The sequence below is a fragment of the Bradyrhizobium liaoningense genome, from assembly GCF_018130785.1.
GTDB classification, from domain to species: domain Bacteria; phylum Pseudomonadota; class Alphaproteobacteria; order Rhizobiales; family Xanthobacteraceae; genus Bradyrhizobium; species Bradyrhizobium liaoningense_A.
Window position 1 is genome coordinate 752,643 of the sequence record NZ_JAFCJT010000001.1, and the last position, 13,318, is coordinate 765,960.

Genomic DNA, 13,318 nt, shown 5'->3' on the forward strand with positions numbered 1-13,318 from the left:
CCCGCTCACCGACAAGCGCGAGGACAGCGGGGAAACCTAAAGTGCCGGCAAGCCGGGGGGCGGCTTGCGCATGTTGGAGGCCTGCTCATAGGCGTGGGCGAGACGCAGCAGCTTGTGCTCGCTCCAGGCACGGCCTGTAAAGGTGACGCCGAGCGGATAGTCGGGCGTGTCCTTGTCATCGGCGCCCGAGATGAAGCCGCCCGGCACCATGACGCTGGGATAGCCCGCCTTCGCTGCGATCACGCAACCTGCGGCGCCGGGAAACAGCACAGCGTCGAGCTTGTGATGGTTCATGTAGGCGTCCATGCCGCGCGTCTTGGCGGAGAGCAGGTCCATGGCACGTGCCGATTTGTACTCGCGCTCGCTTAAGTCCCCCTTGGTCATGTTGGCGGCGAGGAACAGGTCCTGGCCGAACCGCAACGCCTTCTCCGCGTGCGCCTCGTTGAAGGCCACGATGTCGGCGATGGATTTGATCTCCGTATTGGTCGCCCAATCCCTGAGGTAAAGGTTGAGATCGCGCTTCAGCTCGTAGAGGAAGACGATCGGCGGCGTTGCCAGATTGCCCTTGTAGCGGCTCAGCGGATTGCGGTTGAGCACATTCATGCTCGTGCCCGGCCCGCCGATCCACCCTGCCGTCGGCATGTTGGCGCGCACGATGACCGCGCCGAGATCCTCCAGCACCTTGACCGCATCGGCCATCACCTCGGCCGATCTGGGCGGCAGCTTGCCGTAGTAGCGATCGTTCAACGGATCGGTTGGGTCGCTCGGCACACCGATACGGGCGCCCTTCATCGCATCGCCGGTGAGATCGGCGGTGTAATCGGCCGGCCGCCGCTGCCGCTCCGTCGCCGGATCGAGCGGATCCTGGGCCGCCAATACATTTAAAAGCATCGCCGCGTCGCGCACCGTTCGCGTCATCGGCCCTGCGGTGTCCTGGCTGTGCGAGATCGGCAGGATGCCGGCGCAGCTGACCAGCCCGACGGTCGGTTTCACGGTGACGAGACCATTCTGGCTGGCGGGATACAGCAACGAGCCCGAGGTCTCGGTGCCGATCGAAGCCGCGCAAAGACCGGCCGCCACGGCGACCGCCGAACCAGCGCTCGATCCGCCTGGCAGCACGATCGGGATGCCCCGGTCGTCCATCAGCGCCGGCGCGTAAGGGTTTTTCACCTGACCGCCAAGTGATGAGTAGCCCGCGGGCATGTCGGTTGCGAGAATGTTGGCGAACTCCGTCAGGTTCGCCTTGCCCAGGATCACCGCGCCGGCCTTTCGCAGCAGCTTGACGACGGTCGCGTCTCTCCTGGCGCGCGCGCCCTCCAGCGCCAGCGAGCCCGCCGTCGTCGGCTGTTTGTCAGAGGTCGCGATGTTGTCCTTCACCAGGATCGGAATGCCGGCCAGCGGCCGCTTGGCCGACGGCTTTGTGCCGTCGAACTTGCCCGCGATCCCAAGCGCGTCGGGATTGATCGCGCGCACGGAGTTGAGCGCTGGCCCGTTGCGGTCATAGACTTCGATGCGCGCGAGGTAAGCCTTGGTCAGCGCCGTGGCAGTAACCTGCCCGCTGGCCAGGGCGTGAGCGATATCGCTCATCGGCGCATTGTCGAGCTTCAGGGTAATCGGTGCTTCAGCGCTGACGGCAGCCGCAGCGATGCCGGCATCGCGGCGGGATGGCTTCTTCATGGCGTGCCTCGCCTGACGGCGCGTCCCGAACCATGACGCCGCGATGTTCGTATATTGCCGGTGTTTTGCCCGACGGGTCAACCGCATCGCGTGGCTCGGCAAGCCGTCGAGCGGACCGTGCAAGCCAATGACGCAAGTCATTGAAATATCTAACACCGGCTACTGTGCATGGGGTTGTTTTTCAGGTTTTTGTTTTGGGCCGCCAAAAAAATGACCTCTCCCCGATGGGGAGAGGTCAACGTTGAAGCGACAGGTTCGACTTGATCGAACGGCCCTACTCCCAGGACCAGGTCGAGAAATCGTTCTCGTATTGCGGGACGTCCTTCCAGACGCCCTTCAGCTTCTTGTTGGTGATGGTGATGAGCTGGGGCTGATACAGGAAGCCGGCGACCGCATCGGTGGCCAGCATGCGCTGGGCATCGCCGAGCAGCTTTGCGCGGCCGGCCTCGTCAGGCGTCGACACGATCTGCTTGTAGAGCGCGTTGAAGGCCTCGTTGTTGTAACCGAGATAGTAGTCCGGCTCGGTGATCTTGACGAGGTCGAACGGCTCGACATGGCTGACAATGGTGAGGTCGAAATTATGCGGCCCGTTGCCGGCGAACACCTGCGACAGCCACTGCGCCCATTCGACGTTCTCGATCTTGGCGATGATGCCGACCTTGGCGAGCTGGGCCGCCAGGATCTCGCCGCCCTGCCGCGCATAGGACGGCGGCGGCAGCTTCAGCGACAGCTCCAGCGGCGTGGTGACGCCTGCTTCCGCCAGCAGCTTCTTGGCCTTCTCGGGATCGTAGGGGTTGATGCCGGTGGTGTCGACGAAGCCGAGCGCGCCCGGCACGTAGAAGCTGCCGATCGGCGTGCCGAAACCGTCAGCCGCGCCGTCGACCATCGCCTTGCGGTCGATCGCGGCGAGGATGGCACGGCGCACACGTACGTCGTCGAGCGGCTTCTTGCGCTCGTTGATGCCGACGATGGTCTTGGCACGGGAGCCGCCGACCATAACGTTGAAGCGCGGATCAGCCTTGAACTGTCCGATGGCGCGCGCTGCCGCAACGCGCGGGAACGCATCGACGTCACCCGAGAGCAGCGCCGCGGTCTGCGCCGCCGGATCGGAGATGAAGCGGATCGTCACCTTCGACAGCTTGATCGCGGCGGCGTTGCGATAGTCGGCCCACTTGTTCAGCGTGATCGAGGAGCCCTTGGCCCAGGCGCCTAACTGATAGGGCCCGGTGCCGACCGGCTGTGTGCCGTTGGTGGCTGCGCTCTTCGGCTCGACGATCGAGCCGCTCGCCTGCCCGAGCAGGAACGGCAGGTTCGGCTCGGAATATTTCACCGTGATCACGACCGTGTCGGCGTCGGGCGCGTCGACCTTCTCGAAAGCCTGGAACAGGCTCTTGTCCTTGTTGGTGCTGGTCGCGATCGCGTTGCGCTCGAACGAGAACTTCACGGCGGCGGAATCGAACGGCTCGCCGTTCTGGAATTTGACGCCCTTGCGCAGCTTGAACGTATAGGTCTTCAGGTCGGGCGAGGCCGTCCAGCTCTCCGCCAGCAAGGGCGAGACGGAGCCGTCCTCGTTGATCTTGGTCAGCGTCTCGTAGATGTTGTAGAGCGTGACTTCGGCGATCGCGGCCGCAGCCGCAATGGTAGGATCGAGCCCCGGCGGCTCCAGCGCCATCGCCATCACGACGCTGTCCTTCTTGCTCTGCGCCAGCACCGGCAGCGGTGCCGCGGCAAGCGCGGCGGCAAAGGCGACGATCGATAGTTTCCTGAACATGCGCAACTCCCCGGCCTTCTCTTGTCCCAGCCTACGCCAATCTTGCAGCGGACACTAACCTTCCATGGCCGCCTGCGGCAACGCCATCACCGCCTCCGCCTTGTGGCAGGCGGCGAGATGGCCCTCGCCGATCTTGCGTAGCAAGGGCGGAACCTCGCGGCAATGCTGGTCGGCGAGCGGACAGCGCGCGACATAAGGGCATCCGCTCGCCGCCGCCGATTGCGAGGCGATCGCCTGGGCCCCGCGCCGCCGCCGGCCGCCGCCGGCGCGCGCCCGCGGCACGGCGTCCAATAGCGCCCGCGTATAGGGATGGGCGCAGCGCTCGAACAGGTCTTCCGGCCTGCCCTGCTCGACAATCCGGCCGAGATACATCACCGCGACCTCGTCGCAGAGATAGTCGACGACAGCGAGGTCGTGGCTGATCAGGATGTAGCTGAGGCCAAACTGCTCCTGGAGGTCCTGCATCAGGTTGAGCACCTGCGCCTGCACGGACACATCGAGCGCGGAAACGGGCTCGTCGGCCACGATCAACTTCGGCTGGGTGATCAGCGCGCGCGCGATCGCGATGCGCTGGCGCTGGCCCCCCGAAAATTCGTGCGGATATTTGTCCATGTCCGCATCGCGCAGCCCGACCTGCCGCAGCACCGCGGAGACGCGAGCGCGAAAAGTGGTGCGGTCGGCATCTTCCAGCACGGTGAGCGGCTCGGCGACGATGCGCGCGATGGTCTGGCGCGGATCGAGCGATCCGTAAGGATCCTGGAACACCATCTGGAAATCGCGGCGCGCGCGGCGCAGCTCGTCGGCCGGGATGCGGTTGAGATCGCGCCCGAGCAGCGCCACCTGCCCCGACGCCGGCCGCTCCAGCGCCATCACCACCCGCGCGAAGGTCGACTTGCCCGAACCGGACTCGCCGACGACGCCGAGGCTTTTGCCGGCCTCGACCCGCACGCTGACGCCGTTGAGCGCGCGCACCTGGCCCGGCGGGCGGAACAGGCTTTCGCGCGGCAGCGTGTAGCGCTGCTCGAGATTCTTGACGTCGAGAAGCGGTGCTGCGGTCATGCGGGCAGCGCTCCAACATTCGCGGCCATGGAGACATCGGTGCGTACACAACGCACGCCGTGACCGGGACCGACTTCGACCATCGCCGGCAGCGCCACACGGCACTTGTCCTCGACCAGCGGACAGCGGTCACCGAACGTGCAGCCGGCGGGCAAGTCCGCAAGCTCGGGCACCGTGCCCGAAATCGTCGTCAGCCGCGTCCCCTTGCGCGCGCCGAGCTTCGGCCGGGCGCGGAACAGGCCCTGCGTATAGGGATGCCCCATGCGGCGGAACACCTCGTCGGTCGGCCCGCTCTCGACGACCGTGCCGCCATACATCACCATCATGCGCTGCACGTTCTCGGCGATGACGCCGAGATCGTGCGAGATCAGGATCATCGACATGCCGCTCTCCTCGACGAGATCGGCGATGAGGTCGAGGATCTGCCCCTGGATGGTGACGTCGAGCGCGGTCGTCGGCTCGTCCGCGATCAGGAGGTCCGGCTCGCAGGCCAGCGCCATCGCGATGGTGACGCGCTGGCGCTGACCGCCGGAGAACTGATGCGGATAGGCGTCGATCCGCCTTGCGGGGTCGGGCAATCCGACGCGGTCGAGCAAGGCGATCGCTTCTTTGCGCGCCTGCGCCGCCGAATATTTCTTGTGACGCCGCAGCGGCTCGGCAACCTGATGCCCGATCGTGTGCATCGGATTGAGCGCGGTCATCGGCTCCTGGAAGATCATGCTGATGCGGTTGCCGCGCAGCTTGCAATAGTCCGCATCAGAAAGCCCGGCGAGCTCGCTGCCATCCAGCTTGATGCTGCCAGTGACCACCGCGCTCTCCGGCAGCAAACCCATCAGCGACAGCGCCGTGACCGACTTGCCGCAGCCGGATTCGCCGACGAGCCCGAGCGTCTCGCCGCGCTTCAACGCAAAGCTGACACCGCGCACGGCCTGTGCAGGCCCGCGGCTGGTGTTGAGGCGCACGCCGAGATCGGCGACCTCGATCAGCGGCAGGGTTGAGCGCTCACCCATCGTCACCGCTCCCGCGCCAGTCGCGGATCGAGCAGATCGCGCAGTCCGTCGCCGAGCAGATTGAGCCCGAGCACCGCGATTGCGATCGCCGCGCCCGGATAGACCGCGAGCATCGGCGACTGGAACAGCAGCGTCTGCGCATCGTTCAGCATCCGTCCCCAGGACGGTTGCGGCGGCTGCGTGCCGAGGCCGAGATAAGACAGCGCGGCTTCGGCGAGGATCGCGAGCGCAAACTGGATGGTGACCTGCACGATCAGGATCGACAGGATGTTCGGCAGCACATGCTCGATGGTGATGCGGAATTTGCCCTTCCCCGAGGCGCGCGCGGCCAGCACGAATTCGCGCGCCCAGATCGCGTTGGCCGAGCCGCGCGTCAGCCGGGTCAGCGTCGGGATCTGGAAAATGCCGATCGCGATGATCGAGGTCACCATGCCCGGCCCGACGACGGCGGCGAGCATGATTGCGGAGAGCACCGCCGGAAAGGCGAAGGTGAAATCGGAGAAGCGCATGATGATCTCTTCGGTCCAGCCGCGCTTGGCCGACGCGATCAGGCCGAGGCAGACACCGAAGGTGAGACCGATGCTCACGGCGATGACGCCGACCAGAATGGTCGAGCGGGCGCCTGCGAGCAGCAGCGAGACGATGTCGCGGCCGAAGGAATCGGTGCCGAGCCAGTGCGCCGCCGACGGCGGCCGGAGCTTCGAGGCGATGTCGATCTCGTAGGGCGACCACGGCGTCCACACCAGCGACAACAGCGCCGAGGCGAGTACCAGCAGGCTCAGCGCGCCGCCCAGCACAAAGCTGCGGTGACGCAGCGCGCGGGCCCAGAAGGTGCGGGCCGGCAGCGGACGCGTTGCGATCGGGGCGTCGACCGAATTGGTCAGTGGCGCGCTCACAAATCGTGGACCTTGATGCGGGGATCGATGAAGGCGTAGAGCACGTCGACCACGAAATTCACGATGACGACCATGGCCGCAAGCAGCATCACGCAATTGCGCACCACGATCAGGTCGCGGTTGGCGATCGACTGGAAGATCAGGCGGCCGAGGCCCGGCAGGTAGAACACGTTCTCGATCACGATGGTGCCGGCGAGCAGATTGGCGAATTGCAGCCCCATCACCGTCATCACGGGGATCATGGCGTTGCGCAGCACGTGGCTCCACAGCACCTCGCGCTTGCCGAGACCCTTCGCGCGCGCGGTGCGGACGAAGTCTTCGCGCAACACTTCGAGCACGGCCGAGCGCGTGACGCGCGCCAGGATCGCGGCCTGCACCACCGCGAGCGAGATCGCCGGCAGCAGCAGCGACTTGATGCCGAGCCAGATGCCATCCTCCCAGCCGGGAAAGCCGCCCGCCGAGAGCCATTGCAACCGCACCGAGAACAGGAGGACAAGCAGGATCGCGAACCAGAAGTTCGGCAGCGCGATGCCCACCTGCGTCAACGACATCACACCGACGTCGCCGAGCTTGTTGTGGTTGGCCGCAGTGTAGATGCCGGCCGAGAGCGCCAGCGTCACCGTGATCAGCATCGACATGATCGCGAGCGGAATGGTCAGCACCAGCCGCTCCGCGATCAGGCCGGCGACCGGCGTGCCGTAGACATAGGAGTTGCCGAGGTCGCCGACGAGGAGGCCCTTGATCCATTGCAAATAGCGAACCGCCAGCGGCTGGTCGAGCCCGAGCTTGACGGTGAGCGCGCGCACCGCATCGGCCGATGCGTCCGCACCCATCAGCATCTGCGCGGCATTGCCCGGCAGCGCGTCCAGCACCAGGAAAATGATCACGGATGCGCCGATCAGCGTCGCCAGCAAGGTCAGGACACGTCGGAGGACAAATACGCTCATGCGCGTTCAGGTTCGGAGCTCATGCGCGGCACGATCAACATGTCCGGGCGCCGGACGCAAGCTCTTTGCTGCATGCCATACCCTCAGCCGGGCCGGCGGGACAGAAGGTCTTGCGAGGCCTCGAACAGCGCGCTCACGCGCAGCAAATCCGCATCAGTGCGGAAGCGCCCGACGAGCTGAAGCCCGATCGGCAGGCCGTCGCGGCCAAAGCCGCAAGGCAGGCTGATCGCGGGGTGGCCGGTCATGTTGAACGGCATGGTCCAGGGGAACCAGTGCGGCCGGACGCTGTCGAAGTGCTTGCCGTCGATTTCGATGGTGCCGAACAGGTCCTGCTCGATAGGCAGCGCAGTGCGGGTGATGGTCGGCATTGCCAGGAGATGTCCGCGCGCAAGCAGGGATTGTACGCGGCGGAACAGCGCGGTGCGCGCGAACATCGCCTCCTGATAGGCGACGCCGCTGACATTGGTCGCAAGCGCGACCTGCTTGACGAAGGCTTCACTCAAGGCATCACCGTGCTCGGCCACCAGCTTGGCGAAACGCGTGCGCCAGACAGTGTGGTTGATGGCGCGCCACATCGGCTCGATGTCAAACCCCTCGCCGGAGAACTCCTCGAGCTCGGCACCGAGGCTCGCGAGCCGGTCGAGGCTCGCCTTGAAGCTGGATGCGACATCTGACGACACCGGGCGGCCGGGCGGCGACGCACAGAACAAAATCTTCTGTCCGCGCAGATCGCCGCGTGCCATGGCCGTGCCGATGAAATCAGACACCGGCACACCGATCGACCACGGATCGCAAGCATCCTCGCCGGCCATCGCCTGCATCATCAGCGCGGTGTCGGGGACGGTGCGCGTCGTCGGCGTGACATAGGTCTGGTTGCCGTAGGCGTCGAGCGCCTGGCTGTGCGCGATCACCCCGTTGCTCTGCTTCAGCCCGACCACACCATTGCAGGCAGCCGGAATTCGCGTCGAGCCACCGCCATCGGTCGCGATCGCCAGCGGCGCGATGCCGCTCGCAACCGCCACCGCAGCGCCGCCGCTGGAGCCACCCGAGGAGCGCTCTGCGCTCCAGGCATTGCGGGTGCGGCCGAACAGCGGCGAGTCGGTCAGGCATTTGCTGCCGAATTCGGGCGTCGTGGTCTTGCCGATCAGGATCGCGCCTTCCGCACGCAGTTTTGCGACCGCGACGGCATCCTCGTTCGGCACATTGTCCTTGTAGGGCACGGCGCCGAAGGTGGTCTTCACGTCCCTGGTGTTGACGATGTCCTTGACGGTGACGGGAAGGCCATGCAGCAGGCCGAGCGGTTCGCCCGCCATCACCTTGCGCTCGGCCGCGCGGGCCGCCGTCATCGCCTCGTCGCCGCAGAGCGTGATGAAGCAGTTCAGCTCGGGCTGAAGCGCCTCGGCGCGCGCGAGCACGGCGCGGGTGATTTCGACGGGCGAAATCTTCTTCGTGGCGATGAGGCCGCGCAGTTCGGTTGCAGACAGCAGGCAGGGGTCGCCGTTCATCGTCACATCACGCTCCGAAGCCGGCCCCCGTTGGCCCAGCCATTGCATTGACAGCGAGAATGACAGTTTTGTTAACTCGCCGTCCAATACGTTTTTGGACGCCAACCCATACGTTTTCGGTATGCCAATGGATCTTCGCCGGCTCCGTTACTTCGTCGCCGTGGCCGAGGCGCGCAGCGTCGGCAAGGCCGCCGAACGGCTGCGGATGGCACAGCCTCCCCTCTCCGTCCAGATCCGCAAGCTCGAGGCCGAGGTCGGCGCGCCGCTGTTCCGCCGTGGCACGCGCGGCATGGACCTGACCGAGGCGGGCCAGGCCCTGCTGGCGCGCGCCGGCGAAGCACTGGCGCTGGCCGCCGACGGCATCGAAGCCGCGCGCGCGGTCGCGGCTGGTAGTCGCGGCCGGATCTCCGTCGGCTACATGTTCGTGCTGGCGAACGCGATGCTGCCGCGCCTGATCCCCGAATTGCGGCGATCCATCCCCGGCGTCGACCTCGACTTCGTGGAGCTCAGCGCCTCGACGCGCGTGGCGCGGCTGCTCGACCGCAGCGTCACGGTCGCGCTGTGCATGCCGGCGATCCACCATCCCGAAATCCAGGTGGCGCGGATCGGCGCTCAACCCTTCATGCTGGCGATGCCGGCCCGCTCGCCGCTCGCGCGCCTCGGCGCAGTGCCGATGGCGAAATTGCAGGGCCGCCCACTGATCGCGCTGCCCCGGCCGGATGAAGACCCCGCCTCCTCCGCGGTCGCGGCCCTGCTGCGGCGGCATCAGATCGTGATGCCGATCGCGAGCCGGGTGGAGACGGTGCATTCGGCGATGAGCCTGGTTCTCGCCGGTGAAGGCCTTGCAATCCTGCCCGCCTGCGCGAAGCTCGGCGCGCCGCAGGGCATTGTATTCAGGCCGCTGCGGGATGCGACTGACTCCATCGATATCGCGGTGTGCTGGCGGCGGGATTCGCAAAGCCCGCTGATCCGCACCTTCCTCAGATGCACCGAGAAGGTGGTGTCGCGGCTGTGACGCGGCGTCGAGCTAGACACTCCACGTGACTTCATGATTCCACGGCGGATCGGCGCCCGGACGGGTGCAGGTCAGGCCAGCGCATTTGGTGGCAAAGGACAGCGCGCGGCGAAGTTCTTCCTCGCCGATGTCCTTCAGTTGTTGGCGGCCGATGCGGCCCTGCTTGTGCAGGGCGAACAACAGCGCCGCCTGAAAGCTGTCGCCGGCCCCAATGGTGTCGGCGATCTCGACCTTCGGTGCCGGCACTTCGATCTGCCCTGCTCCTGCATGCCAGGCGATGGCGCCACGGTTGCCGCGGGTGATGACGACGAGGCTCGTGCCCTGTCCCAGCAGCGCGCTCGCGCGCTGCTCGTAGGGCTCGTCGCCGAACAGATAGGCGAAGTCGACGTCCGACATCTTGATGAGATCGGCGGTCCTTGCGAACTCCGCCATGCGCACGAGATAGGCCGGCTTGTCCTTGACCAGATTGGGCCGGCAGTTTGGATCGAAGGAGATCGTCGACGACGCGCGCGCGTCCGCGATCAAGGCTTTGGTTTCGGCCGCGCCCTGGTCGTTGACCAGCGTGGTCGAGCCGACATGCAGCGCTTCAACCGTGTCGAAGGGAATGGACCCGCGCTGGTAGATCCAATTCCGCGTCGCGGTCTCGGCATCGTAGAACGCATAATGCGACTCGCCTGCGACGATGCGCACGAAGGCGAGTGTCGTCTGGTGATCGCTGCGCGTGGCGAGTCCCAACACGACCTTCGACGCTTTGGCGTGGTCGGCGATCATGCGCCCGAACATGTCGGTCGAGATACCGCCGACGAAGCCGGTCGGCGCGCCCAGCCGCGCCATGCCGATCGCGACGTTGAGACAGGAGCCGCCGACCGCCGGCATCACCGCCTCGCGCCCCTCGGTGTTTCGCGTCGGGACGAAATCGATCAGCGCATCGCCGCAGGCAATCAACATCCGTTTCAACCTCCGGCACCCTCGCGCATCGCTTCACGACTGCCGCGGTCGACCTCGCGCAGCAGCTTGTAGACCTCGCGCTTGCGAGCATGAAACGCGGCCATGCCGGGCGCGGTCGGCTCGCTCCTCCGTCCCAGCGCCGACATTTTGGCCATGGTCTCGCCGATCGAGGCATAGGCACCGCCGGCCACCGCCCCGAGCATCGCGGCACCCAATAGCACAGGTTCCTTCGTCTGTGGCAGCGCGACTGTGAGGCCTGTCGTATCGGCCATGATCTGCCGCACCAGCGGGCTGCGGCTCGCGCCGCCGCCCATGACCATGATGCTGGAATGGACGCCATGCGCGGCAAAGGCCTCGATCACCTCGGCGAGCCCATAAGCGAGACCGCAGAGGCCGGCGACGAACAGCCGTTCCATCGCACCAACGTCGCTGTCGAGATCGAGGCCCGCGATCACCGCGCGGGTGTCGGGGTCGGCGTAGGGCGAGCGGTTGCCGATGAATTCGGGGAGGACGTGAATGTCGCGGGCGAGCAGCGCGGCGTGGCTGGCGTCACCGGCACGCGCGATGATGCGCCGCTCGAGGTATTCGATGAGGTCGACACCCTCGTTACGCGCCGCCGCGTTCGCATCCGCATGGCCCGGATGCGACTTGAGGAGATGATCGATCGCTGCCCCCGCGGCGGACTGGCCACCCTCGTTGAGCCAGAAGTCCGGCACCATGCCGGAATAATAAGGGCCCCATACGCCGGGCACGAAGCACGGCTCCTTCGTCGTCGCCATGATGCAGGCCGACGTCCCCATGATGTAGGCGAGGCGGTCGCCGACGTCGGTCGTCCCGCCCGCTCCGTCGCGTCCGCCGATCGCACCGATGCCGCCGGCATGCGCATCGATCAGGGACGCTCCGACCGGTGTGCCGGGTGACAGGCCGAGCTCAGCCGCCGCCGCACGGGTGAGGCCTGCACTGAGCCGCGTGCCGGGCGCAACGATCTCGGTTCCGATGCGGGCGTATGTCTCGGCAACGAAATCCGATAGTCCAATGCGCTGGAAGAACGGCGCGCTCCAGCCGCCACCGTCATGCGCGAGGTAGTTCCATTTGCAGGTGACCGTGCAGGTGGAGCGCTGCAGCGAGCCGGTCGCGCGCCAGGTCAGATAATCTGCCAGATCGAAGAAATGACCGGCGGCATCGAAGCTCGCACGCATGTGACGCTTCAGCCACAGCAGTTTCGGCATCTCCATCTCGGGCGAGATCGAGCCGCCGACATAGCGCAGCACGGGATCATTGGTCTCGTTGATCAGCCGTGCCTCGGCGGTGGCGCGATGATCCATCCAGACGATGACGTTGCGCTGTTTGTCGCCGGAGGCGCTGACGGTGACCGGCTCGCCTTGCCGATCCAGGACGACCAGCGAACAGGTCGCGTCGAAGCCGATGCCGCCGACGCTGTCGGGTGCGATGGCAGCTTCCGTCATCGCCGCCCGCACGGATTTGACACAGGCGTCCCAGATGTCCGAGGACGACTGCTCGACGATGTCGCCGGCCTCGTGCCAGATCCTGATCGGATGTTTGGCGGTCGCGAGCAAAGTGCCCGCTTCGTCAAACACCCCTGCCCGCGTGCTCGTGGTCCCCACATCGACGCCGATATACGCTCGCGGCATTGTCGCTCCCGGAAGCTCTCGTCAGTTTTGACGCAAGCCTACCAGCAAGTGTAGCCGCCATCCACCAGCACGATGCTGCCTGTCATCAGGCTCGCGGCCTCGGAGGAGAGGAACAGCACGACGGAGGCGATCTCCTCGACCTGCCCCATCCGCCCCATCGGGGTTCCACCGATCCAGGCATCATACATTTTCGGGGTGCTTTTCACGAAAGCGTTGAGCGGCGTGTCGATATAGGTCGGCGCCACCGCATTGACGCGGATGCCACGCGCGCCCCATTCGGCGGCCAGCGACTTGGTGAGGTGATGCACCCCGGCCTTGGAGGCATTGTAGAAGCACTGCTCCTGCGGCTTGTTGACGATGAAGCCGGACATCGAGCCGACATTGACGATGGCACCACTCCTGGCCTTCAGCATGTGCTTGCCGAACTCGCGGCAGCACCAGAAGGTGCCGTTGAGATTGACGTCGATGACGTTGAGCCAGTGCTCGTCGGTGACGGTCTCCGCCGGGGTCTCGCTGCGGGCAATGCCGGCATTGTTGACGAGGATGTCAACCTTGCCATGGCGCGCGACGAGATCAGCCGCGACCTCCGCCACGCGCCTGGTGTCGGTGACGTCCATGATCGCGGTCTCGATATCGTAGCCCTTGGCCTTCAGCTCGGCCTTCGCGCTGTCGGCGACCTTGCTGTCGCGGTCACCGATGATGACCTTCGCGCCGGCTTCGGCCAGCGCTTCCGCGCAGGCGAGGCCAATGCCTTGCCCGCCGCCGGTGATGAACGCGGTCTTGCCGCTCAGCTTGAATTTTTCGAGGTACATGGTGGTCTTTCCGTCTCTTGCCGTTT

The 13,318-nt window shown here is 66.1% G+C and carries 11 protein-coding genes; 1 reads left to right on the forward strand and 10 read right to left on the reverse strand.

The genetic code is table 11. From position 1 onward, the window contains the following. Positions 1-36: 36 nt before the first annotated feature. From JQ627_RS03285 to JQ627_RS03315, 7 genes are all read right to left on the reverse strand, one after another. Positions 37-1,677: an amidase family protein gene (locus JQ627_RS03285; RefSeq protein ID WP_212482706.1), complete on the reverse strand. Its 1,641-nt coding sequence runs from the start codon at positions 1,675-1,677 to the stop codon at positions 37-39. A 274-nt stretch (positions 1,678-1,951) separates the two neighbouring features. Next, positions 1,952-3,448: an ABC transporter substrate-binding protein gene (locus JQ627_RS03290; protein WP_212482707.1), complete on the reverse strand. Its 1,497-nt coding sequence runs from the start codon at positions 3,446-3,448 to the stop codon at positions 1,952-1,954. Between the two features lie 54 nt (positions 3,449-3,502). Beyond that, the gene (locus JQ627_RS03295; RefSeq protein WP_212482708.1) at positions 3,503-4,507 is read right to left on the reverse strand and encodes an ABC transporter ATP-binding protein; all 1,005 of its coding nucleotides are present in this window, start codon (positions 4,505-4,507) and stop codon (positions 3,503-3,505) included. After that, a complete protein-coding gene (locus JQ627_RS03300; protein ID WP_212482709.1) occupies positions 4,504-5,517 on the reverse strand; it encodes an ABC transporter ATP-binding protein in 1,014 nt (337 codons plus the stop codon). Before JQ627_RS03300 ends, JQ627_RS03295 begins: the two co-directional genes overlap by 4 nt. A 2-nt stretch (positions 5,518-5,519) precedes the next feature. Beyond that, entirely contained in the window at positions 5,520-6,413 is an 894-nt protein-coding gene (locus tag JQ627_RS03305) for an ABC transporter permease (RefSeq protein ID WP_212482710.1), read from the reverse strand. Beyond that, a complete protein-coding gene (locus tag JQ627_RS03310; RefSeq protein WP_212482711.1) occupies positions 6,410-7,360 on the reverse strand; it encodes an ABC transporter permease in 951 nt (316 codons plus the stop codon). The genes JQ627_RS03305 and JQ627_RS03310 overlap by 4 nt, the downstream gene beginning before the upstream one ends. 83 nt (positions 7,361-7,443) lie before the next feature. Then, on the reverse strand, positions 7,444-8,865 hold the full coding sequence (locus JQ627_RS03315; RefSeq protein WP_212483155.1) for an amidase: 1,422 nt from the start codon (positions 8,863-8,865) through the stop codon (positions 7,444-7,446). Positions 8,866-8,992: 127 nt separating this feature from the next. Here JQ627_RS03315 and JQ627_RS03320 point away from each other — a divergent pair, with 127 nt between their 5' ends. Further along, positions 8,993-9,880 (forward strand): LysR family transcriptional regulator, encoded by an 888-nt coding sequence (locus JQ627_RS03320; RefSeq protein ID WP_212482712.1) that lies wholly within the window; start codon positions 8,993-8,995, stop codon positions 9,878-9,880. 12 nt (positions 9,881-9,892) lie between these two features. Here JQ627_RS03320 and JQ627_RS03325 read toward each other — a convergent pair whose 3' ends face one another. Genes JQ627_RS03325 through JQ627_RS03335 form a run of 3 tightly spaced genes read right to left on the reverse strand, consistent with a single transcriptional unit; the run spans position 9,893 to position 13,292 of the window. Beyond that, the gene (locus JQ627_RS03325; RefSeq protein WP_212483156.1) at positions 9,893-10,828 is read right to left on the reverse strand and encodes a carbohydrate kinase; all 936 of its coding nucleotides are present in this window, start codon (positions 10,826-10,828) and stop codon (positions 9,893-9,895) included. A 5-nt stretch (positions 10,829-10,833) separates the two neighbouring features. Beyond that, positions 10,834-12,480 carry an FGGY-family carbohydrate kinase gene (locus JQ627_RS03330; protein ID WP_212482713.1) on the reverse strand — a complete coding sequence of 549 codons (1,647 nt, stop codon included), beginning with the start codon at positions 12,478-12,480 and terminating at the stop codon, positions 10,834-10,836. 38 nt (positions 12,481-12,518) lie between these two features. Continuing rightward, positions 12,519-13,292: an SDR family NAD(P)-dependent oxidoreductase gene (locus JQ627_RS03335; protein WP_212482714.1), complete on the reverse strand. Its 774-nt coding sequence runs from the start codon at positions 13,290-13,292 to the stop codon at positions 12,519-12,521. Positions 13,293-13,318 lie beyond the last annotated feature (26 nt).